The 23,659-nt window shown below is 73.2% G+C and carries 24 protein-coding genes; 16 read left to right on the plus strand and 8 right to left on the minus strand.

What is annotated here, in order from left to right; all coding sequences use genetic code 11:
- The first annotated feature begins 23 nt into the window (after positions 1-23).
- The 4 genes from AB0B57_RS32730 (at position 24) to glmM (ending at position 4,036) form a co-directional block, all read left to right on the plus strand.
- Positions 24-1,406 carry a nitrate/nitrite transporter gene (locus tag AB0B57_RS32730; RefSeq protein ID WP_357078779.1) on the plus strand — a complete coding sequence of 461 codons (1,383 nt, stop codon included), beginning with the start codon at positions 24-26 and terminating at the stop codon, positions 1,404-1,406.
- A 209-nt stretch (positions 1,407-1,615) separates the two neighbouring features.
- Positions 1,616-2,059 carry a 50S ribosomal protein L13 gene (gene rplM / locus AB0B57_RS32735; protein WP_053653864.1) on the plus strand — a complete coding sequence of 148 codons (444 nt, stop codon included), beginning with the start codon at positions 1,616-1,618 and terminating at the stop codon, positions 2,057-2,059.
- 20 nt (positions 2,060-2,079) lie between these two features.
- A complete protein-coding gene (gene rpsI, locus AB0B57_RS32740; protein WP_357078783.1) occupies positions 2,080-2,565 on the plus strand; it encodes a 30S ribosomal protein S9 in 486 nt (161 codons plus the stop codon).
- Between the two features lie 118 nt (positions 2,566-2,683).
- Positions 2,684-4,036: a phosphoglucosamine mutase gene (gene glmM / locus AB0B57_RS32745; protein WP_357078786.1), complete on the plus strand. Its 1,353-nt coding sequence runs from the start codon at positions 2,684-2,686 to the stop codon at positions 4,034-4,036.
- Positions 4,037-4,048: 12 nt separating this feature from the next.
- Here the strand turns inward: glmM and AB0B57_RS32750 are convergent, their stop codons facing one another.
- Entirely contained in the window at positions 4,049-4,795 is a 747-nt protein-coding gene (locus tag AB0B57_RS32750; RefSeq protein ID WP_357078789.1) for an ABC transporter ATP-binding protein, read from the minus strand.
- Positions 4,796-4,797: 2 nt separating this feature from the next.
- On the minus strand, positions 4,798-7,623 hold the full coding sequence (locus AB0B57_RS32755; protein WP_357078792.1) for an FtsX-like permease family protein: 2,826 nt from the start codon (positions 7,621-7,623) through the stop codon (positions 4,798-4,800).
- Positions 7,624-7,715: 92 nt separating this feature from the next.
- Between AB0B57_RS32755 and AB0B57_RS32760 the strand changes: the two genes are divergently transcribed.
- Positions 7,716-8,348, plus strand: coding sequence for a PadR family transcriptional regulator (locus AB0B57_RS32760; RefSeq protein ID WP_357078795.1), 633 nt, complete (start codon positions 7,716-7,718; stop codon positions 8,346-8,348).
- Positions 8,349-8,372: 24 nt separating this feature from the next.
- Here AB0B57_RS32760 and AB0B57_RS32765 read toward each other — a convergent pair whose 3' ends face one another.
- Positions 8,373-9,566 (minus strand): pyridoxal phosphate-dependent aminotransferase, encoded by a 1,194-nt coding sequence (locus AB0B57_RS32765; RefSeq protein WP_357078798.1) that lies wholly within the window; start codon positions 9,564-9,566, stop codon positions 8,373-8,375.
- A 182-nt stretch (positions 9,567-9,748) separates the two neighbouring features.
- Here AB0B57_RS32765 and glmS point away from each other — a divergent pair, with 182 nt between their 5' ends.
- A complete protein-coding gene (gene glmS, locus AB0B57_RS32770) occupies positions 9,749-11,662 on the plus strand; it encodes a glutamine--fructose-6-phosphate transaminase (isomerizing) (protein ID WP_357078801.1) in 1,914 nt (637 codons plus the stop codon).
- A 4-nt stretch (positions 11,663-11,666) separates the two neighbouring features.
- On the opposite strand, the gene AB0B57_RS32775 is transcribed toward glmS, so the two are convergent.
- Together AB0B57_RS32775 and AB0B57_RS32780 are read right to left on the minus strand one after the other, a co-directional pair.
- Positions 11,667-13,274 (minus strand): alpha/beta hydrolase, encoded by a 1,608-nt coding sequence (locus AB0B57_RS32775; RefSeq protein WP_357078804.1) that lies wholly within the window; start codon positions 13,272-13,274, stop codon positions 11,667-11,669.
- Positions 13,271-13,567 carry a hypothetical protein gene (locus AB0B57_RS32780; RefSeq protein ID WP_357078807.1) on the minus strand — a complete coding sequence of 99 codons (297 nt, stop codon included), beginning with the start codon at positions 13,565-13,567 and terminating at the stop codon, positions 13,271-13,273. The genes AB0B57_RS32775 and AB0B57_RS32780 overlap by 4 nt, the downstream gene beginning before the upstream one ends.
- Before the next feature lie 175 nt (positions 13,568-13,742).
- Between AB0B57_RS32780 and AB0B57_RS32785 the strand changes: the two genes are divergently transcribed.
- From AB0B57_RS32785 to ung, 6 genes are all read left to right on the plus strand, one after another.
- Positions 13,743-14,111 carry a holo-ACP synthase gene (locus tag AB0B57_RS32785; protein WP_357078810.1) on the plus strand — a complete coding sequence of 123 codons (369 nt, stop codon included), beginning with the start codon at positions 13,743-13,745 and terminating at the stop codon, positions 14,109-14,111.
- A gap of 55 nt (positions 14,112-14,166) precedes the next feature.
- Complete coding sequence (locus AB0B57_RS32790) at positions 14,167-15,636, plus strand: NAD(P)H-hydrate dehydratase (protein ID WP_357078813.1); 1,470 nt, start codon at positions 14,167-14,169, stop codon at positions 15,634-15,636.
- Positions 15,637-15,716: 80 nt separating this feature from the next.
- Positions 15,717-16,835: an alanine racemase gene (alr, locus tag AB0B57_RS32795; RefSeq protein ID WP_357078817.1), complete on the plus strand. Its 1,119-nt coding sequence runs from the start codon at positions 15,717-15,719 to the stop codon at positions 16,833-16,835.
- Positions 16,832-17,935, plus strand: a complete 1,104-nt coding sequence (locus tag AB0B57_RS32800; RefSeq protein ID WP_357078820.1) for an alpha/beta hydrolase — start codon at positions 16,832-16,834, stop codon at positions 17,933-17,935. Before alr ends, AB0B57_RS32800 begins: the two co-directional genes overlap by 4 nt.
- Positions 17,932-18,414 carry a tRNA (adenosine(37)-N6)-threonylcarbamoyltransferase complex ATPase subunit type 1 TsaE gene (tsaE, locus tag AB0B57_RS32805; protein ID WP_184178621.1) on the plus strand — a complete coding sequence of 161 codons (483 nt, stop codon included), beginning with the start codon at positions 17,932-17,934 and terminating at the stop codon, positions 18,412-18,414. The genes AB0B57_RS32800 and tsaE overlap by 4 nt, the downstream gene beginning before the upstream one ends.
- 65 nt (positions 18,415-18,479) lie before the next feature.
- Positions 18,480-19,181: a uracil-DNA glycosylase gene (gene ung / locus AB0B57_RS32810; RefSeq protein WP_357078824.1), complete on the plus strand. Its 702-nt coding sequence runs from the start codon at positions 18,480-18,482 to the stop codon at positions 19,179-19,181.
- A 116-nt stretch (positions 19,182-19,297) separates the two neighbouring features.
- Here ung and AB0B57_RS32815 read toward each other — a convergent pair whose 3' ends face one another.
- Positions 19,298-19,624, minus strand: coding sequence for a helix-turn-helix transcriptional regulator (locus AB0B57_RS32815; RefSeq protein ID WP_357078827.1), 327 nt, complete (start codon positions 19,622-19,624; stop codon positions 19,298-19,300).
- A gap of 348 nt (positions 19,625-19,972) precedes the next feature.
- Between AB0B57_RS32815 and tsaB the strand changes: the two genes are divergently transcribed.
- Genes tsaB through AB0B57_RS32835 form a run of 4 tightly spaced genes read left to right on the plus strand, consistent with a single transcriptional unit; the run spans position 19,973 to position 22,437 of the window.
- Positions 19,973-20,650, plus strand: coding sequence for a tRNA (adenosine(37)-N6)-threonylcarbamoyltransferase complex dimerization subunit type 1 TsaB (tsaB, locus tag AB0B57_RS32820; RefSeq protein ID WP_357078830.1), 678 nt, complete (start codon positions 19,973-19,975; stop codon positions 20,648-20,650).
- On the plus strand, positions 20,647-21,129 hold the full coding sequence (gene rimI / locus AB0B57_RS32825; RefSeq protein WP_357078833.1) for a ribosomal protein S18-alanine N-acetyltransferase: 483 nt from the start codon (positions 20,647-20,649) through the stop codon (positions 21,127-21,129). The genes tsaB and rimI overlap by 4 nt, the downstream gene beginning before the upstream one ends.
- The gene (gene tsaD / locus AB0B57_RS32830; protein WP_357078836.1) at positions 21,122-22,168 is read left to right on the plus strand and encodes a tRNA (adenosine(37)-N6)-threonylcarbamoyltransferase complex transferase subunit TsaD; all 1,047 of its coding nucleotides are present in this window, start codon (positions 21,122-21,124) and stop codon (positions 22,166-22,168) included. Before rimI ends, tsaD begins: the two co-directional genes overlap by 8 nt.
- 14 nt (positions 22,169-22,182) lie before the next feature.
- Positions 22,183-22,437, plus strand: coding sequence for a hypothetical protein (locus AB0B57_RS32835; protein ID WP_053660576.1), 255 nt, complete (start codon positions 22,183-22,185; stop codon positions 22,435-22,437).
- 23 nt (positions 22,438-22,460) lie between these two features.
- Here AB0B57_RS32835 and AB0B57_RS32840 read toward each other — a convergent pair whose 3' ends face one another.
- A complete protein-coding gene (locus tag AB0B57_RS32840) occupies positions 22,461-23,201 on the minus strand; it encodes a DUF4142 domain-containing protein (protein WP_357078839.1) in 741 nt (246 codons plus the stop codon).
- A gap of 150 nt (positions 23,202-23,351) precedes the next feature.
- Positions 23,352-23,648 carry a DUF1707 domain-containing protein gene (locus tag AB0B57_RS32845; RefSeq protein WP_357078842.1) on the minus strand — a complete coding sequence of 99 codons (297 nt, stop codon included), beginning with the start codon at positions 23,646-23,648 and terminating at the stop codon, positions 23,352-23,354.
- Positions 23,649-23,659 lie beyond the last annotated feature (11 nt).

Here is a 23,659-nt window from a genome sequence, read left to right on the forward strand (position 1 = left end):
CACATCGACGAGAAGGAGCCGCCGTGAGCACGCTCACCAGCACCGCAGTCACCGCCGCGCCGCCGGCCGCCACCGCGCGCGGGCGGCGGCTCGACGACTGGCGTCCCGAGGACCCCGACTTCTGGCAGACGACCGGCGCGCCGATCGCCCGGCGCAACCTCTGGGTCTCGATCTTCGCCGAGCACGTCGGCTTCTCGGTGTGGAGCCTCTGGTCGGTGACGGTGCTCTTCCTCGGCCCCGCGTACGGCATCGACCCGGCCGGGAAGTTCCTGCTCACCGCCATCCCGGCGGCCCTGGGGGCGGTGTTGCGGCTGCCCTACACGCTGGCGGTGGCCCGGTTCGGCGGACGGCGTTGGACGACCATCAGCGCCCTGCTGCTGCTGGTGCCCACGGTGCCGATGACGGTGTTGCTGGAGCCCGGGGTGTCCTACACCACCCTGATGGTGCTCGCCTGCCTCACCGGCGTCGGCGGCGGCAACTTCGCCTCCTCGATGGCGAACATCAACCTGTTCTACCCGCAGCGACTCAAGGGCCGGGCCCTCGGGCTCAACGCCGGGGGTGGCAACCTCGGCGTACCCGCGGTGCAGTTGGTCGGGCTGGCGGTCCTCGCCACCGCCGGTGCCGCGTACCCCCGGTTGGTCCCGGCGGTCTACCTGCCGCTGATCGTGCTGGCCGCGCTGGCCGCGACCCGCTGGTTGGACACCGTGCCCGGGGCGCGCAACGAGCCGGGCGCGCTGCGCGAGGCGGCCCGCGACCCGCACACCTGGGTCATGTCGCTGCTCTACATCGGCACCTTCGGCTCGTTCATCGGGTTCGGGTTCGCCTTCGGTCAGGTGCTCCAACTCCAGTTCGCCGAGCGGTTCCCCACCCCGGTCGACGCGGCCTGGCTGACCTTCCTCGGCCCGCTGATCGGCTCGCTGATCCGGCCGCTGGGCGGGCACCTCGCCGACCGGTTGGGCGGCTCCCGGGTGACCTTCTGGAACTTCGTGGCGATGGCCGCCGGCGCGGGCACCGTCCTGTACGCGGCCCGGGAGCAGTCGTTCGGGCTCTACCTGGCCGGGTTCCTCGCCCTCTTCGTCTTCTCCGGCATCGGCAACGGCTCCACCTACAAGATGATCCCGGCGATCTTCCGGGCCCGGGCGGCGGAGTCGGTGGCCGACGGCCGGCGCGATCCGGAGGACGCCGCTCGTTGGGCGCGGCGGATGACCGGCGCGTTGATCGGCATCGCGGGTGCGATCGGCGCCTCCGGTGGGGTGCTCGTCAACATCGCGTTCCGCCAGTCGTTCCTCGGCTCCGGCAACGCCGACGCCGCCTACGTGGCCTTCATCGGCTGGTACGCGCTGTGCTTCGCGGTCACCTGGGTCGTCTACCGTCGTCCGGGTGCCGACCGGCTCGCCAGCGTGTGAGCTGGGCCACCCTCGGCGAGTCGCCGGGCGGCACCGCACCCCCGTTTTGACCTGCGGACACCGCGCCGGGTATCGTTGCCTGCTGTTGTACGACATCCAGAGGCGTGCCCTATCAGGTACGCTTGGTCGTTCGTGCGCGCTGGTCCGGCCTGCAAGATCTGGTCACCTCGGCGCGCGACCCCAGACCGACGACGAGACAAGGTAGACCTGTGCGTACGTACAGCCCGAAGCCGGGTGAGATCGAGCGTCAGTGGCACGTCATCGACGCCTCTGATGTCGTGCTGGGCCGCCTGGCCACCCACGCCGCCACGTTGCTGCGTGGTAAGCACAAGCCGACTTTCGCGCCGCACGTCGACACGGGCGACTTTGTCGTCATCGTGAACGCGGGCAAGGTTGCGTTGACCGGCAACAAGCGCCAGACCAAGGTTGCTTACCGCCACTCCGGTTACCCGGGTGGTCTGAAGCAGATCGGCTACGACGAGCTGCTGACCAAGCGCCCCGAGCGGGCCATCGAGCTGGCTGTGAAGGGGATGCTCCCGCACAACAAGCTCGGCCGTCAGCTGATCAAGAAGCTGAAGGTGTACGCCGGTGCCGAGCACCCGCACCTCGCGCAGCAGCCGGTGCCGTTCGAGATCAAGCAGATCGCGCAGTGAGCGCGGGCGAAGGAAGCAGCATGACCGACATCACCACCGAGCCCGAGGTTGCCCAGGAAGCCCCTGAGGCCCCTGAGGCCACCGAGGCGCCCGCGCCCGTCGCCCGCGCGCCTCGTGGTGACCGGCCGATCCAGACCGTGGGCCGCCGCAAGGAGGCCATCGTCCGGGTCCGTATCGTCCCGGGCACCGGCAAGATCACCTGCAACGGCCAGGACCTCGAGGCGTACTTCCCGAGCAAGGTGCACCAGCAGCTCATCAAGGACCCGCTGGTCACCGCCGAGAAGCTCGAGCAGTTCGACATCATCGCCAACCTGCGGGGCGGCGGCACCACCGGCCAGGCCGGTGCGTTGCGGCTGGGCATCGCCCGCGCGCTGATCGTCAACGAGCCCGATGACCGCCCGGCCCTGAAGAAGGCCGGCTTCCTCACCCGGGACGCCCGGGTCAAGGAGAGCAAGAAGTACGGCCTCAAGAAGGCCCGTAAGGCTCCCCAGTACTCGAAGCGCTGATCTTTTCCAGCGCGTTGTACTTCTGACGGACGGCCGGTTCGCCTCCCCCCGATTCGGGGGAGGCAGCCGGCCGTTTCGCTTTCTCCACTTCGGCAGCGCACCACGGAGGTTGGCGGGTATGGGTCGGTTGTTCGGCACGGACGGCGTACGCGGGCGGGCAAACGCGGATCTCACCCCGGAGTTGGCGCTGGCGCTCGCGGTGGCCGCCGCGCACACGCTCGCCGAGACGGACCGCAGCCATCCGCCGCTGGCCGTCGTGGGCCGCGACACCCGGGCCAGTGGCGAGATGCTGGAGGCCGCCGTGGTCGCCGGCCTGACCAGCGCCGGTGCCAACGTGGTGCGGGTCGGCGTGCTGCCCACCCCCGCGGTGGCGTTCCTCACCGCCGAGGCCAAGGCCGACCTCGGCGTGGTGCTCTCCGCGTCGCACAACCCGATGCCGGACAACGGCATCAAGCTCTTCGCCGCCGGCGGGCACAAGCTGCCCGACGAGATCGAGATGAAGATCGAGGCCGCCGTGGAGGCCAACGCCACCACCGCCTGGGACCGGCCGACAGGTGCCGGCATCGGCCGGGTGCACGACCTGCTCGACGGTGCCGACCACTACGTCCAACACCTGGTCGGCGCCGTGCCGCACCGGCTGGACGGGATCAAGGTCGTGGTCGACTGCGCCAACGGTGCCGCCGCCGAGGTCGCCCCGGTCGCCTACCGGGAAGCCGGCGCGGAGGTCGTGGCGATCCACGCCGAGCCGAACGGGCTCAACATCAACGACGAGTGCGGCTCCAATCACATCGAGGCGCTGCGTGAGGCAGTGGTCCAGCACGGCGCCCACCTGGGCATCGCCCACGACGGTGACGCCGACCGGATCGTGGCGGTCAGCGCCGACGGCGACGAGGTCGACGGCGACCAGGTGATGGCGATCCTCGCGCTGGCCATGCGCGATGCCGGCACGCTGACCCAGGACACCCTGGTCGCGACGGTGATGAGCAACCTCGGCCTGCGACTGGCCATGTCCGCGCAGGGCATCCGGCTGATCGAGACCAAGGTCGGCGACCGGTACGTCCTGGAGGCCCTGCGCGCCTCCGGGCTGGCGCTCGGCGGGGAGCAGAGCGGCCACATCGTCATGCCCGCGCACGCCACCACCGGCGACGGGGTGCTCACCGGCCTGCACCTGATGGCCCGGATGGCCGCCACCGGCCAGTCGCTCGCCGAGTTGGCCTCGGTGGTCACCAAGCTGCCCCAGGTGCTGATCAACGTGCCGGTCGGCGACCGGACCGTCGGCGCCGCCGCACCCGCTGTCCGTGCCGAGGTCGAGCGGGCCGAGGCGGAGCTGGGCGAGACCGGTCGGGTGCTGCTGCGCCCGTCGGGCACCGAGCCGCTGGTCCGGGTGATGGTCGAGGCCGCCACCGAGCAGACCGCCCGCGAGGTCGCCGAGCGCATCGCCGAGCTGGTCCGCACCGCGAGCCCCGCCTGACGCCCTGGGGTGTCACAGCCGTAGCCGGGCCGCCCGCTCGTACGTGTCGGCCGGGTCCTCGCCGTCGGTGAGGTCGAGATCCTCGACCACCCGGCCGTCGGCGAGCCGGACCAACCGGTCGCAGCGGGCGGCGATCGCCTGTTCGTGGGTGGCCAGCAGGATGGTCATGCCGTGCCGGTCGCGCAGGTCGAGCAGCAGGTCGAGGATCTGCCCGCCGGTGGTGGAGTCGAGGTTTCCGGTCGGCTCGTCGGCCAGCAGCAGCCCCGGCGCGCCCATCAGGGCGCGGGCGATGGCGACCCGCTGCTGCTGACCGCCGGAGAGCTGCGCCGGCACGGCCCGCTCCCGCCCGGCCAGGCCGACCGCGTCGAGCAGCTCCCGGGCTCGTGCCGCGTGGTCGGCTCGACCGCGTCGCGGCAACACCGGGGCGATCACGTTGTCCAGCACGGTCAACGCTGGCAGCAGGTGGTAGCGCTGGAAGACGAAACCCACCCGCTGCCGGTACCGGGCCAGCGCGGCCCGGCGCAGCGCCGTGATCTCCACGTCGTCGACAGTGACGGTGCCGCTGTCGGCCTGCTCGATGGCGCCGATCAGGTGCAGCAGTGTCGACTTGCCGGAGCCGCTGGGACCGGTGAGCGCCACCACCGACCCGGCCCTGATCTCCAGTGAGACGTCGTCGACCGCGGTCAGCCGCTCGGCGCCGCTGCGGAACTGCCGGTGCAGCCCGAGCGTCCGGACCATGCTGCCCGTCGTTGTCTCCATCGTCACTCCTCCGCCAGTAGCCGTGCGGTCGGGAGCCGGCGCAGCAACGCGGCCGGCACGAGCGCCGCGAGACAGGTGACCACCACCCCGCCGAGCGCCACCGAGGCGGCGACCAGGACCAGGTCGGTCGGCAGAGCGCCGACCAGCCAGGCGGCCCCGGCGAGCCCGATCCCCGCCCCGGCCACCGCCCCGAGCGCGCCGATCAGAAGCCCTTCGTAACCCACCAGGCGGCCCAGCGCCGCATCCGTCCACCCGATCGCGCGCAGCGTGGACAACTCCGCGGCGCGGTCCCGGACGTTCAGGTACAGCACGTCGGCGACGGCACCGGCACCCAGCAGGACGGTGACGACCGCGGCCAGGGTGTCCGCACCGCGCACGCTCAGCGAAACGGTGTCGCCGAGCAGGTTGCCGACGATCGCGCCCTGGAAGGCGTAGGCGGCGGCGGTGACCAGGGTCAACGCGGCCAGCCCGAGGCCCAGCGCGCCGGCCCCGAGCAGGGTGCGCCCCGGCGTGCGGACCAGGTTGACCAGGGCCATGCCGAACAGGCCGCGGGGTCGCCGTACCCACCGGGCCGGGGCGGCCAGGGGCCGCAGGGCGGCGGCCGGGTGGGCGCCCGCGGCCCGCAGCGCCGGCACCAGGCCCGCCACCAGCGCCAGCAGCAGAGCCACCGGTACGGCGAGCGCCGCCTGCCGCCAGCCGATCCCGATGTCCAGTGCGGCGGCCAGCGGGAACGCCAGCCCGAGGGCGGGCAGGCCGGCGGCCAGCCCCAGTGCGGCCACCTCGCCGAGGATCAGCGCCGCGATCCGGCGTGCCGACCAGCCCAGGCAGGAGAGCACCGCCAACTCGGGACGCCGGTCCCGGACGGCGGCGGAGACCGCGTTGCCGAGGAACAGCCCGCAGACCACAAGCACCAGCCCGAAGAGTACGAGGCTCTTGCGGTCGACCGCCTTGGTGATCACCGAGGCCACCCCGAGGGCGGACCACGGCTCGATCAGCCGCAGCTCGGGCCGGCCGAACGAGCCCGCGGACAGCTCGACGGTCTGCGGCGCGGGCGACGAGCCGAAGGTGAGATCGACGTCCAGCCCGGTCGTGTCGGCGATCCGCTCGGCGATGAGCCGGACCCGCTCGGCGGACCGTTCGGTGTAGCCGTCGACGTCGGCGACCCGGACCCGGATCGCGCTGATCGGCGCCGTCCGGGTGGGGGAGGCGCTGCCCTCCAGCAGCTTCGGCACCGCGGCCAGGCTGGTGAGCAGTTGTGGTGGTGAGGAGAGGTAACCGGCCGGGTTGCCGCTCGGCTCCAGCGGCCGCTCACCCAACGCCTGACGGCTGCGCTTGTCGGCGCCGTCGACGCGGGGCGGCTCGTACGTCTCCAACGGCACCCAGGACAGGTCGCTGAAGCCGCTCAGCTTGTCCGGATCGAAGATACCGACGGTCCGCCAATCCCGTACCTGAAGGACTGAGCCCGGCGGCTGCACGGGCAGCGCGGTCAGCGGGCGGAAGCCGTTGTCATCGGTCGACCACGGACGGCCGTTGAAGCTGTAGATGTTCTCGCCGACGTAGGCCGCGGGATCCGACGCCGGCCGCGGGACAGCACGGAGAGTGCTGTCAAAAAGTTGGTCGTACTCCGGGGCACCCGCTTGAACGATCGTCTGCAACTCACCCCGGCAGCAGGCGGTCGGGGAGATCCCCTCGGCGAGCAGGTCGCGATACCCGTCGGCCAACGCGTACTCGTCGGTCCCAGCCCCGACCCCGGTTGCGTCGTCCAGCGTCTGCTTCAGGTCGGGGATGCCCAGCCCGGCGGGCCGCGCCTGCGGCAGCCGGGTGAGGGCGGACCGCACGGTGACGTCGAGGTAGGGGCGGCTGGTGGTCAACACCGGGATGGACCGCTCGGGCGCATACGGCGGGCGGTGAGTGTCGGTGGCCGTGTCGTCGGCCCGGAGAGAGCGACCCTCGGTCACCGCCTCGTCGAGGCCGACGAGGCGCTGCTCCGCGTCGGGGTCGACGGCGGCCAGTAGGAACGGCACCGTCACCCGGTAGGTGGCCACCAGTCGGTCGGTGGCCACGCGTTTGGCGCGACCGGAAGACCAGCGGCTCTCCTCGAAGCGCCCGTCGGGCAACAGCCGGACGGTGTCGACGCTCCAGCTCTCCCGTTCGGAGACCCAGCCGTTCCCCGATTCCGGGGCCAGGTGTGGGTCGCAGATCGGCTGGCTCTGTCCGTTCGGAAGCACCTCCCGTGGGACATCCCCGCACGCCATGTCGTACGGGTACATCCGGCCGTCCGAGTACGGGATCGAGGAATCGTTCGGGGTGTACTTTCCCTCGGGGTGGAGCAGGGGGCGCTTGGTCACGTACACGTAGCGTGGGTGGCTCGGGGCGGTGGTGAGCCCGCGCTCGGCGGTGAAGGTGGGATCGAGTCGAATGACCTGCTGATCAAGGGAGCGGTCGACCGCGTCGGTCAGGTCGAACCGGACCGACACCGACGAGGTGGAGTAACCCAGCATGGCGATCGGCGCGGCCACGTCGACACCGCCGACCTGCTTCACCTGCTCGTACTGCGCGGGAGTGATGCCGCCGAACAGGCCGGAGAGGTAGTTCGGGCGGACCAGCCCACGCTCGGCCTCCAGCGGCGTGCGCGTCCCCGGCGGACGGACCAGGATGTCGTAGGCGGCCCGGGTGTTGCGCTCCAGCGCACCTGTGACTTTAAGGCGGGAGGTGGTGGTGGCACCGGTCAGGACGACGAAGCCGGTGGTCGCCACCAACACGCCCGCCAGCAGTGCCACCGACCGGCCCGCACGGCCGCGTAGCTGCGCCCAGATGAACCCGAGCATGTCGCGCCTCCCCGTGTGCTACCCCACACTCTGCGCGCTACATTGTCACAATTCAAGACCTGGCCCGTTGGTCAGTGGAATCGGAGGAGACAGTGGCCATCCAGCACGCGGTTCTGGCGCTGCTCGCACGCGGCCCGAGCTACGGCTACGAGCTGAAGGGCGCCTTCGAGGCCGCCACCGGTCCACAGTGGGGGCCGCTCAACATCGGCCACCTGTACCAGATCCTCGACCGGCTCTCCCGGGACAGCCTGGTGGTCGCCGAGCGGCAGGCCCAGCCGGTGAAGCCGGACCGGGTCGTCTACCAGATCACTGCCGCCGGTCGGGCCGAGCTCGCCCGCTGGCTCGACGAGCCGAGCCCGCGCAGTGGCGGTTTCCGGGACGACTTCTTCCTCAAGGTCACCGCCGCCGCCCGATCGGGCTCCGCGCAGACCGTCCGCACCGTGCTCAGCAACCAACGCGGGCACCTGCTGCGCGAACTGCGCAACCTCGACGGGTTGCGCCGCAAGGCCGGTGACCCGGTGGTCGGGCTGCTGCTCGCCGCGGCGAGCCGGCACGTCGAGGCCGACCTCGCCTTCGTCAACGACGCCGAGGCGGTGCTGCTGGCCGACGGTGGCGCGCTGCTCGCCACCCTGGCCGTCGCACCGTCGGAGATCGCGGCGTCCGTCGCCGACGTCGCGTCGCCCGCAGTGCCGGACGGCACCGGCCCGGCCCGTGCGGCCGGCTGACCGCGCCGGTCGGCACCGCGTCGGTCAGTGGCGCTCGCGCAGGCCGCGCAGCCGGCTGACCGCCTCGGTCAGCACCTCGGGGCGCTTGCAGAAGGCGAAGCGGACCAGTCGCCGGCCCGCCTCGACGTCGTCGTAGAAGACCTGCGTCGGCACGGCCACCACGCCGCAGCGCTCCGGCAGCGAGCGGCAGAACTCCACCCCGTCCCGGCCGCCGAGGGCGGTGATGTCGGCGGTGACGAAGTATGTCCCCTCCGAGTCGAGCACCTCGAACCCGGCGTCGGTGAGACCGCCGACGAGCTGGTCACGCCGCTGTTGCAGGCTGTCCCGGAAACCGGTGTAGTAGTCGTCCGGCAGGGCCAGCGCCACGGCGACCGCCGGTTGCAGCGGGGCCGCGTTGACGTAGGTGAGGAACTGCTTCACCCGCAGCGCCGCCGAGACCAGCGCCGCCGGGCCGCTCGCCCAGCCGATCTTCCAGCCCGTGCAGGAGAACGTCTTGCCCGCGGACGAGATGCGCAGCGTCCGCTCCCGCATCCCGGGCAGGGTGGCCAGCGGCACGTGCGGGTTCGCCGCGTCGGTGAAGACCAGGTGCTCGTACACCTCGTCGGTGACCGCGTAGGTGTCGTGCTCCTGGCACAGCTCGGCGACCAGCGCCAGCTCCGCCGGGGTGAAGACCTTGCCGGTCGGGTTGTGCGGTGAGTTGAGCAGCACCAGCCGGGTCCGTGGGCCGAACGCCGCGCGTAGTGCCGCCGGGTCGAAGGCGTACCGGCCGTCGGCCGTGGGGCGCAGGGTCACCGGCCGCCGGACCGCGCCGGCCAGTGCGATCGAGGCGGCGTACGAGTCGTAGTACGGCTCGAAGCAGACCACCTCGTCGCCCGGCTCGCACAGGGCGAGGATGCTCGCCGCGACCGCCTCCGTCGCGCCGGCGGTGATGACGATCTCGCCGTCCGGGTCGTACGACAGGTCGTGGAACCGCAGTTGGTGGGCCGCGACGGCCGCGCGCAGGGCGGGGATCCCCGGGCCGGGCGGGTACTGGTTCTGCCCGCCGCGCAGCGCCTCGACGGCGGCGGCGAGCATCTCCGGTGGGCCGTCGGTGTCGGGGAAGCCCTGGCCGAGGTTGACCGCGCCGGTCCGGGTGGCGAGGGCGGACATCTCGGCGAAGATCGTCGTGCCGAACGGCCGCATCCGGGCCACCAGCGGGTCGACATCGGTGCTCGTCACCTGCGCCAGCCTACGGCCACCACCCGCGCGAGGCCCAGCCCCGCCCTCCGAGGCTGGGCGTGATGGGAGCCGGGAAGCTCGTCCCGTTGTGACCCGCCGACGCCCCGATCGCTCAGATTCCGTGATTGATAACCCGACTTTCGAGCACCCATGATGAGTGAAGCTGGGTTAGGCTGCGGGCCATGTGTGGAATCGTGGGATACGCGGGCGCGCGCCCCGCACTGGGGATCGTGCTCGACGGGCTGCGGCGGTTGGAATACCGCGGCTACGACTCGGCGGGCGTCGCCATCGTCTGCGACGACCAGCTGCTGACCGAGAAGAAGGCCGGCAAGCTGGCCAACCTGGAGAAGCTGCTGTCCGAGCGGGCCGCCGACGACCCGACCTCCTGCGCGGCCAGCCCGATCGGCATCGGTGACGGCACCACCGGCATCGGGCACACCCGGTGGGCCACCCACGGCGGGCCGACCGACCGCAACGCCCACCCGCACGTCGCCGGCGACGGACGGGTCGCGGTGATCCACAACGGCATCATCGAAAACTTCGCCAAGCTCCGTGGCGAGCTGGAGGCCGAGGGCGTCCAGTTCACCAGCGACACCGACACCGAGTGCGCCGCGCACCTGCTCGCCGCCGCGCTGGCCGACCTGCGCGCCGCCGGTCAGCCGGACGGCCCGCAGTTGCTCGCCGCCGGCATGCGCGTGGTCTGCCAGCGACTGGAAGGCGCGTTCACCCTGCTCGCCGTCGACGCCTCCGTGCCCGGCGCGGTCGTCGGCGCCCGGCGCAACTCGCCACTCGTGGTCGGCCGGGGCGAGGGGGAAAACTACCTGGCCAGCGACGTGGCCGCGTTCATCGAGCACACCCGGGAAGCGGTGGAGCTGGGCCAGGACCAGATCGTCCTGATCACCGGCGACAGCATCGAGATCACCGACTTCGACGGCCAGCCCGCCGCCGGCAAGGACTTCCACATCGACTGGGACTCCTCGTCGGCCGAGAAGGGCGGCTACGACTGGTTCATGCTCAAGGAGATCGAGGAGCAGCCGCAGGCCATCGCCGACACGCTGCTCGGCCGGCTCACCGAGACCGGTGAGATCGCCCTGGACGAGGTCCGCCTCAGCGACCAGGATCTGCGCGACGTCGACAAGATCTTCATCGTGGCCTGCGGCACCGCGTACCACGCCGGCATGGTCGCCAAGTACGCCATCGAGCACTGGACGCGGATCCCCTGCGAGGTGGAGCTGGCCAGCGAGTTCCGCTACCGCGACCCGGTGCTCGACCGGTCCACGCTGATCGTGGTGATCTCGCAGTCCGGCGAGACGATGGACACCCTGATGGCGCTGCGCCACGCCAAGGAGCAGAAGGCCCGGGTGCTGGCGATCTGCAACACCAACGGCTCGACCATCCCCCGCGAGTCGGACGCCGTGCTCTACACCCACGGCGGGCCGGAGATCGCCGTCGCGTCGACCAAGGCGTTCCTCACCCAGGTCGTCGCCTGCTATCTGATCGGCCTGCACCTGGCCCAGGTGCGCGGGATCAAGTTCGCCGACGAGGTGGGCGCGGTCGTCGCGCAGTTGCAGGAGATCCCGGGCAAGCTGCGGGAGCTGCTCGACCGGATCGAGCCCGTCCGTGAGCTGGCCCGGGAGTTGAAGGCCGAGCCCACCGTGCTGTTCATCGGCCGGCACGTCGGCTACCCGGTGGCCCTGGAGGGTGCGCTGAAGCTCAAGGAGCTGGCGTACATGCACGCCGAGGGCTTCGCCGCCGGCGAGCTGAAGCACGGCCCGATCGCCCTGATCGACGAGGGCACTCCGGTGATCTGCGTGGTGCCCTCGCCGGTGGGCCGGGGCATGCTGCACGACAAGGTCGTCTCCAACATCCAGGAGGTCCGGGCGCGCGGCGCGCGGACCATCGTGATCGCGGAGGAGGGTGACGAGGCCGTCGTCCGGTACGCCGATCACCTGATCTACGTGCCGCGTACGCCGACCCTGCTGGCCCCGCTCGTCACCACGGTGCCGTTGCAGGTGCTCGCCGCCGAGATCGCCGCCGCCCGTGGGCACGACGTGGACCAGCCCCGCAACCTGGCCAAGTCGGTCACCGTCGAGTAGGCCCTCAGCCACCCGAAACGCCCTGGCCCAACACGACCCGGGCCATCCCGTCCAACGCGGGATTGCCCGGGTCCCAGTAACCGCTGTGCCCGCCGCGCCCGCTGGCGAAGACCCGACCACCGAACCCCGGATCCGACGGATCGTGACCGAACCACAGCTCGTGCGAGACCCGGTCGGGCCAGCCCAGCACGGCGGCCAGTTGGGCCGCGCTGAGCGGGGTGCGCAGGCCCAGCTCGCCCACCGGGCGGGCCTTGCGGATCACGTCGTCGGGGGCCTTGCTCGCCCAGACCTCCCCGGGTGGCACGCCCAACTCGGCGGCGTGCGACGCGCCGACCCCGGGCGAGCCGACGAAGAGCAGCGCGTCGGCGGCCAGCCCGTGCTCCCGGGCGGCCGTCCCGACCACCAGCGACCCGTAGCTGTGCCCGAGCACGGTCTGCCGGGCCGGCGACCCCTCGTGGCTGACCCGCAGCCCTTCCTGGAAGCGGTGCAGCGCCGGGCCGGCGTCGCGGGCCTGGCGTGCCGAGGCGGCCTCGGTCAAAAAATCCGGGGCGTCGTAGTCCAACCAGAGCACCGCCGCGCTGCGCTCACTTGGCGCGAGCGCGACGCACCGGTCCAGCACGCGCGCCGCCCTGCCCAACTGACCGGGAGCGTCGCCGAGACCGGCGGTCGTCCCCGGCACGTAGGTCAGCACCCGGTCGGCGTGGTCCGGGTCGCCGAGCGCCAGCACCACCCGGCCCTCACCGGCCGGATCCAACCCGAGCAGGAACGCCCGCGGCTCGCCCCCCGCCGTCAGTCGCCCGGCCAACGTGTCCAGACCGGCCAACCGCCCGGCCAGCCCGTGCAGGCGGACCGCCGCGAGCGGCCCCGGCGGCACCCGGGTCAGCAACCGTCGCCGCTCCGCCAGCAACTCCGCGCGCCAGACCCCGAGCCGCAACCGGTTGGCCTGGTCCCGGGCGGCCACCGGCACCCCGTCCAGCCGGCCGACAAGAGCACTCTCGTGCCCGATCAGCCACCGGCGCTGCGCCGGCGTCATTCCGGACCACCAGGCGCGGACCAGCGCCGGTGCGGCACCGGCCGCCGGCCGACCCGGTGGTGGCGGGGACGCCCAGCCGGAGGCGGCGGCCTGGGCCAGCTCGTCCAGTCGGTCGGCGGCGACCCGGTCTGCCGCCCCGGCCCCGTCGAGCGCGGCGCGCAGAGCGGCCGCGACCCGAGCCGCCGCCACGCCGGGCCGCTCGGTCGGCCGGGCCCGGGCGGGATCGACGTGCACCCCGCCCGACCGGTCCACCACCAGTCCGCCCGCGTCCGCCAGGGCGACCGCCTCGGCGAGCCGCGCCTTCGCGACCGTCAGTCGGCCGGCCAACTCGGCCAGCACCTGGTCGACCTCGATCAGTGCGGGCACGATCGAGGTCAGCTCGTCACGCAGACCGGCGAGCCGGGTGCCCGCCGCCGTGGCCGCCGCACCGGACCAACCGCCCCGCAGCCGCGTGCCGGCCCCACCCAGCTCGCCGACCCGTCGGTCGACCGGCCCGGTCAAGCCGGCCCACGCGGCACCGGCGGACCGCCAGCCACCCGGATCGGCAGCCCACAGTTGCCGGTAGCCGACGCTGCTCACCGGGGCAGCGCGGCGAACCGGTCGGCGGCCCGGTCGTCCACCGTCTCGTACGCCTCGGCCGCCGCCCGGACCCCACCGGAGGTCGCCGCGACCCGGGCACCCAGGCGGCAGAACCAGGCGTGCCCGGCCGCCTCCAGCCCGGCCAGAGCCGCGCCGGCTCGCCACTGCGGCGCGGCCACCAGCAGCCCGGGCACCCGCGCGAGGCCCAACGCCAGCCGGTGTGCCTCGTCGTCGAGCGTGCCGGCGACCGCCCGCAGCTCCTCCGGCCGGACGGCGAACAGCTCTTCGGTCATGACCACACCCCCGTGCACGATCGGTATCGACGCGCTGACGCTAGGCGGGCTCGGCGGCCCCGGCGATGCCCTGTGGACGGCGGGCGGCGGGCCGTACCCCGGCTTGTCCACAGGCGTTGCCCACCGCGAACCCGACGGCTAATCTGCGACCCCCGGCCGCCGGTAGGGTGGTGTGGTGATCGTCGCTGTCGGCATCGACGTGGTCCTGGTCGACCGGTTCGCCGGAGCCCTGGCCCGGACGCCGCTGCTCGCCGACCGACTCTTCACCACCGCCGAGCGGCACACCCGCTCCGGCAGCCCGCGCCCACCGGAGTCGCTCGCCGCGCGGTTCGCCGCCAAGGAGGCCGTGGCCAAGGCGCTCGGCGCTCCGGCCGGGCTGAGCTGGCACGACTGCGAGATCATGGCCGACCCGGACGGCCGTCCCTGGCTGGCCGTCGCCGGCACCGTGGCGGCGGCGGCCGAGGCGCGCGGGGTCAACCACTGGCACCTCTCGTTGTCGCACGACGGGGGGATCGCGTCGGCGATGGTGGTCGCGGAACGGTGACGTCGACCGGGCGGGCCAGTCGGGTCCACCCGCGAGCGGATGGGGACACGGTGGCATGAGATCGGTGTGGCGGGTGGCCGACGTACGGGCGGCCGAGGCGGGGCTGATGGGCACGCTGCCGGAGGGGACGCTGATGCAGCGGGCCGCCGCCGGGCTGGCCCGCAGGGCCGCGCTGCTGCTCACCGAGCGCGGCGGGGTCTACGGCGGTCGGGTGTTGCTGCTGGTCGGCTCGGGCGACAACGGCGGCGACGCGTTGTACGCCGGGGAGCGACTGGCCCGCCGGGGTGTCGAGGTGTCCGCGCTGCTCCTCACCCCCGGGCGTGCGCACGCGGCGGGGCTGGCCGCGCTGCGGGCCGCCGGTGGTCGACTTGTGGACCAGCCCGACGGCCCGGTCGACCTGGTTCTCGACGGCATCGTCGGCATCGGGGGCACCGGCGGGCTGCGGGCGGGTGCGGACGAGGTGGTCCAGCGGCTCGGTGAGCTGCGCGGGCGCGACGGCAACCGGGCCACGGTGCTGGCGGTGGACGTGCCGAGCGGTGTCGCGGTGGACACCGGGCACGTGCCGCTGGCCGCGTCCGGCCGGCCGGACGCGGTCCACGCCGACGTGACTGTGGCGTTCGGCGCGCTGAAGCCCGCCCTGGTGGTCGGGCCGGCCGCCGCCCTGGCCGGGCAGGTGGAGCTTGTCGACATCGGGTTGCGGCAGTGGCTGCGGGGCACCCCGGCGCTGCTGGTCACCGAGTGGTCCGACCTGGTCGACTGGTGGCCGAAGCTGGGCCCGGCGTCGGAGAAGTACACGCGGGGCGTGGTGGGGGTCGCGACCGGCTCGGCGACCTACCCGGGTGCGGCGGTGCTCTCCGTGGGCGGCGCCCTGGCCGGGCCGACCGGCCTGGTCCGCTACGCCGGCGGCGCCCGCGCCGAGGTGCTGCACCAGCACCCCTCGGTGATCGCCAGTGCGCGGGTCGCCGACGCGGGCCGGGCGCAGGCCTGGGTCTGCGGCTCCGGGCTGGGCACCGGCGCGGAGGCGGCGGCCGAGTTGCGCGCCGTGCTGGCCACCGCGGTCCCGGTGGTGCTCGACGCCGACGCGCTGACCCTGCTGGTGGACGGCTCGCTCGCCGACCGGCTGCGCGGTCGGGACGCGCCGATCGTGGTCACCCCGCACGATCGTGAGTTCACCCGGCTGTGCGGTGAGGAGCCCGGCGCCGACCGGGTCGGCGCCGCGCTGCGGCTGGCCGCCTGGATGAACGCGGTGGTGCTGCTCAAGGGTGACCGCACGGTGATCGGCACGCCGGACGGTCGGGCGTACGTCAACCCGACCGGCTCCCCGGCCCTGGCCACCGGGGGCACCGGCGACGTGCTGGCCGGGCTGCTCGGCTCGCTGCTGGCGGCCGGGGTGCCCGCCGATCGGGCCGCCGCCGCGGCCGCGTACCTGCACGGGCTCGCCGGCCGGGAGGCGGCCCGGGGTGGGCCGGTGACCGCGCCCGACGTGGTGACCGCCCTTCGCCCGGTTGTCGCCCGGCTGGGCTGATCGGGCCGTTCCGGTCGGGTCGGGGTCTGAGGGCGCGCGTCGCCGCCCCCGGTGATCACGGCGGAAAGTAGGCTGGGCGTATGTGGCAGGCCGAGGTACGCGTCGATCTTGACGCGATCCGCGAGAACGTGGGCAGACTCCGCTCCGGCACCACCGCCGAGCTGATGGCGGTGGTAAAGGCCGACGGGTACGGCCACGGCATGCTCCCGGCCGCTCGCGCGGCCCTCGACGCCGGCGCGGACTGGCTCGGTGTCTGCACCCTCGACGAGGCGCTCACCCTGCGCCGGGCCGGCGTGACCCAGCCGGTGCTGGCCTGGCTGCTCGCGCCCGGCCTGCCGCTGCACGAGGGGGTCAGCGCCGGGGTGGACCTGAGCGCGGCCAGCCTGTCGCAACTGGACGAGATGCTCCAGGCGAGCCGGCTCGCCGGGCGCCCCGTCCGCCTGCACCTGAAGATCGACACCGGGCTGTCCCGGGGCGGGGCGACAGTCGCCGACTGGCCGGCGCTGCTGGACGCCGCCGCGAAGGCGCAGGCCGACGGCCTGGTCGAGGTGGTCGGCGTGTGGAGCCACTTCGTGTACGCGGACCTGCCCGGCCACCCCACCATCGACCGTCAACTGGCCGTCTTCCACGAGGGGCTGGCCATGGTCGAGCGGGCGGGGCTGCGACCGCGCTGGCGGCACCTCGCCAACTCGGCGGCCACCCTGACCCGCCCGGACACCCACTTCGACCTGGTCCGCCCCGGTCTGGCCATCTACGGCCTCTCCCCGGTGGCCGGTGAGACGTACGGGCTGCGGCCGGCGATGACCGCCCGCGCCCGGGTGATGCTCACCAAGCGGGTGCCCGCCGGCACCGGGGTCTCCTACGGGCACACCTACACCACGGAATCCGACGCGAACCTGGCCGTGGTCCCGCTCGGATACGCCGACGGGGTTCCCCGGCACGCCTCCAACACCGGGCCGGTGCAGCTCGGCGGCGTACGGCGGACGATCTCGGGGCGGGTCTGCATGGACCAGTTCGTGCTCGACTGCGGCGACGACCCGGTGGCGGACGGCGACGTGGCGACCCTCTTCGGCAGCGGCGCCGACGGCGAGCCGACAGCCGACGACTGGGCCGAGGCGGTCGGCACGATCAACTACGAGATCGTGACCCGGTTCGGCAGCACGCGGGTGCCCCGGGTCTATGACGGCGAGCGGCCATGAGCTATCGCATTCCGCGTCCGCGGACCGCGGTGGGCCGGGTCGCGGGGATCGTCGGCGCCGCGGTGGGGGTGGCCGCGGCGGGCCTGGCGGCCGGGGTGGCGACCGAGCGCACCCTGGTCCGCCGGCTCAAGGCCGACCCGGCCGACCGCTACGCGCACGAGGCGTTCGGCGAGCAGCGGTACGACGAGGCGTTCCGCCTGGCGTTGCCGGACGGCACGGACATCCACGTCGAGGTGGTCGAGCCGACCCGGCCGGTGCCGGGGCACCCGACGGTGGTGCTGGTGCACGGCTTCTGCCTGGACATGGGCACGTTCCACTTCCAACGTCAGATGCTCGCCGCCCGTGGCGACCACCGGATCGTGGCGTACGACCAGCCGGGTCACGGTCGGTCCGGCCGGCTGGAGACCGGGGAGTACGACCTCGCGGTGCTCGGCCGGACGCTGCGCGAGGTGATCGACCGCACCGCCCCGGACGGGCCGTTGGTGCTTGTCGGCCACTCGATGGGCGGCATGACCATCATGGCGTTCGCCGAGTTGTTTCCCGAGCTGTTCGGTGACCGGGTGGTGGGCACCGTCCTGATGGCCACCTCGGGCGGGCTCGTCGCGGAGACCAAGCTGGTCGCGCCCGCGCTGCTCGGCCGGGTCGGCGGCCCGGTGCTCTACATGGTCAGCAACGCCACCCGCTACGGCGGGCCGGTGATCGACAAGGCCCGCAAGTCGACGTCGAACGTGGCCTGGCTGCTGACCCGCAAGTACGGCTTCGGCACCCGCAAGCCCAGCCCGGCGCTGGTGTCCTACGTGGAGACGATGAATTCTCGGACGTCGGCCGACACGGTGACCCGCTACCTGCGGACCCTGGCCACCCACTCGCGCTTCCCGGCTCTGGCGGCGTTGGCCGCGACGCCGGTGCTGGTGGTGGTCGGCGACAAGGACATGATCACCCCGGTGGTCCACTCCGAGGAGATCGTCCGGCGGCTGCCACACGCCGAGTTCGTCAAGATCAAGGACAGTGGTCACGTGGTGATGCTGGAGCACGCCGACGAGGTCAATGCCGCGCTCGCGCGGTTCCTGGAGTCACTGGGGAAGCCGGAGGAACGGTGAGTCACGTCGTCAAGCTGCCGACCGTCGAGGACACTCGGGAGTTCGGCCGACGCCTGGCCGGGCTGCTGCGGGCCGGCGACCTGGTGTTGTTGACCGGTCCGCTGGGCGCCGGCAAGACCGCGCTCACCCAGGGCGTCGGCGCCGGGCTCGGTGTCGTCGGCGACATCACCTCGCCGACCTTCGTGATCGCCCGGGTGCACCGCCCCGATCCGGCCCGGGGTGGCCGGGTCGCTCTGGTGCACGCCGACGCGTACCGGCTGGGTGACGCCACCGACCCGCGCGCCGAGATCGACGACCTGGACCTCGACGCCTCGGTGGACGACTCGGTGACGGTGGTCGAGTGGGGTGAGGGCCTGGTGGAGCAGTTGGTCGACGCGCACCTACGGGTCCGCATCGACCGCCGCGACGACGACACCCGGATCGTCGAGCTGGACCCGATCGGTGGCGACTGGGCCCGGCGGCTCGCCGACCTGGGCTAGCCCGGCGGCTGTCGTACCCGATGCCTAGAGTGCGGGGGACCGACCCGCGCTGTGAGAGGTTCCTGATGCCCGACGACGCCCCCGCCCTTGACCTGTTGGCCCTGCTGCCGGAGCAGTGGCGTGCCGCGCTCGCCCCCCACCTGGACGCCGCCCGCACCACCGCGCTCGGCGAGTTCGTCGCCCGGGAATACGCGACGCAGACCGTCTTCCCGCCCCTGGAGGACCTGTTCTCGGCCTACCGGCTGTGCCCGCCGCGGAGCACCCGGGTGCTGATCCTCGGTCAGGACCCTTACCACCGGGCCGGGCAGGCACACGGGTTGAGCTTCAGCGTCCGCGACGGTGTGTCGGTGCCGCCGTCGTTGCGCAACGTCTTCAAGGAGTTGGGCGAGGACGTCGGCGTTCCCAAGCCGCGCAGCGGCAACCTCGACGGTTGGGCCGCGCAGGGCGTGCTGCTGCTCAACGCGGTGCTGACCGTGCGCCAGGCCACCCCGGGCTCGCACGCCAACGCCGGCTGGGAGGAGTTCACCGACGCGACAATCCGGGCACTTGACGCGTCCGCGGATCGGGTGGTCTTCCTGCTCTGGGGTGGCTACGCCCGCAAGAAGGCGGCCCTGGTCACCAACCCGCAGCACGTGGTGCTGGAGGCCGGCCACCCCAGCCCGATGAACCCGCGCGGCTTCCTCGGCAGCCGCCCGTTCAGCGCCGCCAACAAGGCACTCGCCGACGCCGGCCTGCCCACCATCGACTGGGAGCGCACCGCCGGCTGACCTCCGCCGCTCAGCTTCCGCTGGCCTGCTGCCGGGCCCGGTAACGGCGCAACAGTTCGGCGGCGCGCGGCTCGGTCAGCTCCAGCTCGACAAGCGGCACGACCTGGTAACTCCGCTCACCGTGGCGCACCTCGCCGGCTCAGTAGCTCGTCCAGGCCAAGCGCGTCGATCCGCTCGACGATCGGCCGGGCGGCCAGGTCGTCGATCCGAGCGTCCAGGTGTGCGTCCAGCGGCTCAACCCCAACGACCAACTGCACGTCCATGGCGGCAAGTAACCGCTCCAACACCGGGATGGTCGGCGCTCGCTCGCCACGTTCGATCCTGGCCACCGCGGCCTGGCTGACCTCGGCCAGCGCGGCCAACTGGCGCTGGCTCAGGTCGCGCAGGTGTCGTTGGTGCCGCACGGCGGCGCCGAGAAGGGTGACAAGGCGAGTGGATGACATCCCAGCATGGTGGGCCAGGCGTGAGATGTCCGCGATCCCATTGCGGCAGATCGGGGACTTGCGCCCCAGTCGCACCGCGAACGCCCGGTGTGTGAGCCGGCGGCGGACGGCGGCGGCACACCGGCCAGCGTCACCTGCTGCCCGAGCGGGTCCCGGCCGGGAAGACCTATGGCGATGAGCGCGATGCCTCTGAGTCATCTTGATGACCCACCGGCATCACGCTCAATTGGAAGCTGCGGCGCCACCGCTCACCGTTGGTTCGCCGCCCGGACCGGCGACGTCATGTCCGGGGCGGGGCGGGGCGGGGCGTGACCGGGGCGCAGGGCGGGGCGGCTAGGCTGGCTTACCGTGCTCGTACTCGTGGTGGACAGCTCGACCCCTGCGGTGACCGCGGCGTTGGTGGAGGTCTCGGCGGACGCTGTGGTGTCCCGGGCGCACCGGTGCACGGTCGATGCCCGCGCGCACGGCGAACTGCTCGCCCCTCAGGTGGACGCGGTTCTCGCCGACGCCGACGCGCGCCCACGTGACCTGAACGCCATCGTCGCCGGGCTGGGCCCGGGTCCGTTCACCGGGCTACGGGTCGGCCTGGTCACGGCCGCGACGATGGGTCAGGTGCTCGGCATCCCCACGTACGGCGTCTGCTCGCTGGACGGGATCGGCTACCCGGCGGCGTCCGGTGAGCCGGTGTTGGCCGCCAGCGACGCCCGGCGCAAGGAGCTGTACTGGGCCGTCTACGACGGTGCCGGCCAGCGGATCGTCGGCCCCGAGGTGTCGACGCCGGCGGTGGCCGCCGCGCGCGCCCGGGAGTTGGGCGCGACGATCGCGGTCGGCGACGGCGCGCACCGGTACGCCGAGACCCTGGACCTGCCGGTCCGGGTCGAGCCGCGGTACCCGGACGCCACGGTGCTGGCGCTGCTGGCCGCCGAGCGGATTCGGGCCGGCGCGCCCGGCGAGCGACTCACCCCGCTCTACCTGCGCCGTCCGGACGCCGTGGCGGCGACCGGCCGCAAGCCGGTCCTGCCATGACCGGGGTACGACTCGAACCGTTCCGCTGGTGGCACATCGACGACGTGCTGCCGATCGAGGCCGACCTCTTCGGCGCCGAGCAGTGGTCGCCGGCCATGTTCTGGAACGAGCTGGCCAACGGACACCACTACCGGGTCGCCGTCGACGCGGACGGCTCGGTGCTCGGTTACGCCGGGCTCGCCGGTGTTCCGCCGGGCGAGGTGTGGGTGCAGAACATCGCCGTCCGCCGGGACGTGCAGCGGCGCGGCGTGGGCCGCGTCCTGCTGGAGGAACTGCTCGCCGAGGCGGCCCGGCGCGACGCCCGCAGCACCCTGTTGGAGGTCGCCGTGGACAACGCCGCGGCCCAGCGGCTCTACGCGACGTACGGGTTCGAGCCGGTCGGGGTGCGGCGCGGCTACTACCAACCGAGCAACACCGACGCGCTGGTCATGCGGCGCGACGCCGAGCCGACCGGGGACGGACCACACGACCATGGCTGACGAACCGCTGATCCTGGGTATCGAGACCTCCTGCGACGAGACCGGTGTCGGCATCGTGCGGGGGCACACCCTGCTGGCCGACGCGCTCGCGTCCAGCGTCGAGGAGCACGCCCGCTTCGGGGGCGTGGTGCCCGAGGTGGCCAGCCGGGCACACCTGGAGGCCATCGTGCCGACCATGGACCGGGCCCTGACCGAGGCCGGCATCACCCTGGCCGACATCGACGCCATCGCGGTCACCTCCGGGCCCGGGCTGGCCGGCGCGCTGCTGGTCGGCGTCGCCGCCGCGAAGGGGTACGCGCTCGCCGCCGAGAAGCCCGTGTACGGCGTGAACCACCTCGCCGCCCACGTCGCGGTGGACACCCTCGAACACGGCCCGCTGCCCGAACCCGCCATCGCCCTGCTGGTGTCCGGCGGGCACTCGTCCCTCCTGCTCGTCGACGACCTGGCCCGGGGAGTCACCCCGCTGGGCGCCACCATCGACGACGCGGCCGGCGAGGCGTTCGACAAGGTCGCCCGACTGCTGGGGCTGCCGTTCCCGGGCGGGCCGCCGATCGACCGGGAGGCCCGCGCCGGCGACGCCGCCTCGATCGCCTTCCCGCGCGGGCTGACCGCCGCGAAGGACCTCGCCGCCCACCGGTACGACTTTTCGTTCTCCGGGCTGAAGACGGCGGTGGCCCGGTGGGTCGAGGCGCGTCAGCGGGCCGGCGAGCCGGTGCCGGTGGCCGACGTGGCCGCGTCCTTCCAGGAGGCGGTCTGTGACGTGCTGACCAGCAAGGCGCTCGCCGCCTGCCGGGCGCAGGGCATCGACACCCTGGTGATCGGCGGGGGAGTGGCGGCGAATTCGCGGCTGCGGGCGATGGCCGAGCAACGGGCCGAGAAGTACGGCATCCGGGTGCGGGTGCCCCGGCCGAAGCTGTGCACCGACAACGGGGCGATGGTGGCGGCGCTCGGGTCACACCTGGTCGCCGCCGGGGTCGCGCCCAGCCGGCTGGATCTGCCGGCCGATTCGGCACTGCCGCTGACCACGGTCAGCGTGTGACGGGAGCGGCGGACATGATCGTGCGGATGTGGGAGGCACGCGCCGAGGCGTACGGCGTCGCCGACCTGATCACCTGGGTGTGCGACACCGCCCTGCCCGAGTTGGAGCACGACCCACTGCACGTCTCCAGCGAGGTCTTCTCCTCCACGGATCATCGCGTGGTGGTCATCTCCAAGTGGCGCAGCAACCCGCGTCCGCTGCCCGATCCGCCCGCCCTGCTGGTGGCCCGCGCCCCGCACTCCTGGGACTTCACCCAGGTCGACCGCTGACGCGAGCCACCAACGAGGGACGGTCAGCTGCGGCGCAGCATCCGGTACGTGGCGATTCCGCCGGTGCCCAGCGCGGCGAGGAAGACCAGCCAGACGACGGTGCTGCTGACCCCGACCTGTGGGCCGGAGTTCGCGGCGGCGGCGGCCAACAATCCGTCCTCGCCGGGGGCGGGCAGCGCGGCCGGCGGCAGTTCCGGCCAGCGGACCAGCCCGGTGCTCTCCAGCATCTGCATGTGGTGCTGGACGAACGTGTTGGCGTCCTCGCAGAGCTTGCGGACGGTGGCGTCCCGGGTGCTGGCGCGGACCGCGCCGATCACCGGGAAGATCTTGCCGTGGGCGACCCGGAGCCGGGTGACGAAGATCTGGTCGAACCGGGCGCCGGAGGCCTTCTGCATCTCGGCCAGCCAGCCCTTCTGCTCGGCCGTCGGCTCGCTGGGGATGCTCGCGCCCAACTTGTTCGCCGCGTCCACGGTGAGCTGGTCGAGCCGCTGGTGCTCGCTGGCGATGCCCGCGCCGATCTCCCGGACCTTGGCCGACTGTCCCTTCTCGGCGGCCATCTGGCCGGCTGGCATCTCCCACAGCCCGGCCAACCGGACCCCGTTGAGCAGCGTCATGTCGGCGGCGTTGAGCTGCTGACCGCCGGCCGGTGCGGCGACGGCCACGCCGGGCAGGACACCGACCGCCGCGATGATCGCGATGAGCAGCAGCGCCGCTCGATGGGTCCGGTTGCCCAGTCGGTGGTGGGCGGATCTGCGCGGTGCCATGTCTGTGGGGCCTCCTCGGTCCGGACCGAAACGCGTCTGGACCGGGCAGTCACACCCTGCCGACTGCCCGTCCGCCCACTGGTACGGACCGATCGCGCGATCAGTTCATCTCAAGGGCGACGCCGATCAGCGGGAAACGGGTCGCGCCGATCAGCGGGTGACGGCGAGGAAGCCGCCGAGCAGCAGCAGAGTGAGCGCGGCGGCGGCGAAGAGCATCAGCAGCTCCCGACGCCCGTGCTCGACGGGGTCGGCACTGCCGGCCGGGGCGGGCAGGGGTGGCAGGTCGCGGGTCAGCGCGGCCAGGTCGCCGAGGGTGCGGGCGGTCCACACCGCACCGGCCCGATCGGAGAACTCGTCGAGGGTCAGCCGGCCCGCCGCGGTGTGCCGGTGCAGCTCGGCGACCACCCGGTTGCGGTCGTCGTCGGAAGCGCGCAGCTCGACATCCACGCCGGACAGCG

It is taken from the genome of Micromonospora sp. NPDC049101 (assembly GCF_040648675.1).
Taxonomy (GTDB): Bacteria; Actinomycetota; Actinomycetes; order Mycobacteriales; family Micromonosporaceae; genus Micromonospora.

What these genes read in the sequence shown, in the direction of transcription:
- AB0B57_RS32755 (WP_357078792.1), bottom strand. Translation starts at nt 7,623, where the DNA reads ATGCTCGGGTTCATCTGGGCGCAGCTACGCGGCCGTGCGGGCCGGTCG.
- rimI (WP_357078833.1), top strand. Translation starts at nt 20,647, where the DNA reads ATGACCGGGGTACGACTCGAACCGTTCCGCTGGTGGCACATCGACGAC.
- AB0B57_RS32800 (WP_357078820.1), top strand. Translation starts at nt 16,832, where the DNA reads ATGAGCTATCGCATTCCGCGTCCGCGGACCGCGGTGGGCCGGGTCGCG.
- AB0B57_RS32840 (WP_357078839.1), bottom strand. Translation starts at nt 23,201, where the DNA reads ATGGCACCGCGCAGATCCGCCCACCACCGACTGGGCAACCGGACCCAT.
- alr (WP_357078817.1), top strand. Translation starts at nt 15,717, where the DNA reads ATGTGGCAGGCCGAGGTACGCGTCGATCTTGACGCGATCCGCGAGAAC.
- glmS (WP_357078801.1), top strand. Translation starts at nt 9,749, where the DNA reads ATGTGTGGAATCGTGGGATACGCGGGCGCGCGCCCCGCACTGGGGATC.
- AB0B57_RS32815 (WP_357078827.1), bottom strand. Translation starts at nt 19,624, where the DNA reads ATGTCATCCACTCGCCTTGTCACCCTTCTCGGCGCCGCCGTGCGGCAC.
- rpsI (WP_357078783.1), top strand. Translation starts at nt 2,080, where the DNA reads ATGACCGACATCACCACCGAGCCCGAGGTTGCCCAGGAAGCCCCTGAG.
- AB0B57_RS32835 (WP_053660576.1), top strand. Translation starts at nt 22,183, where the DNA reads ATGATCGTGCGGATGTGGGAGGCACGCGCCGAGGCGTACGGCGTCGCC.
- AB0B57_RS32780 (WP_357078807.1), bottom strand. Translation starts at nt 13,567, where the DNA reads ATGACCGAAGAGCTGTTCGCCGTCCGGCCGGAGGAGCTGCGGGCGGTC.
- tsaD (WP_357078836.1), top strand. Translation starts at nt 21,122, where the DNA reads ATGGCTGACGAACCGCTGATCCTGGGTATCGAGACCTCCTGCGACGAG.
- AB0B57_RS32750 (WP_357078789.1), bottom strand. Translation starts at nt 4,795, where the DNA reads ATGGAGACAACGACGGGCAGCATGGTCCGGACGCTCGGGCTGCACCGG.
- AB0B57_RS32790 (WP_357078813.1), top strand. Translation starts at nt 14,167, where the DNA reads ATGAGATCGGTGTGGCGGGTGGCCGACGTACGGGCGGCCGAGGCGGGG.
- glmM (WP_357078786.1), top strand. Translation starts at nt 2,684, where the DNA reads ATGGGTCGGTTGTTCGGCACGGACGGCGTACGCGGGCGGGCAAACGCG.
- ung (WP_357078824.1), top strand. Translation starts at nt 18,480, where the DNA reads ATGCCCGACGACGCCCCCGCCCTTGACCTGTTGGCCCTGCTGCCGGAG.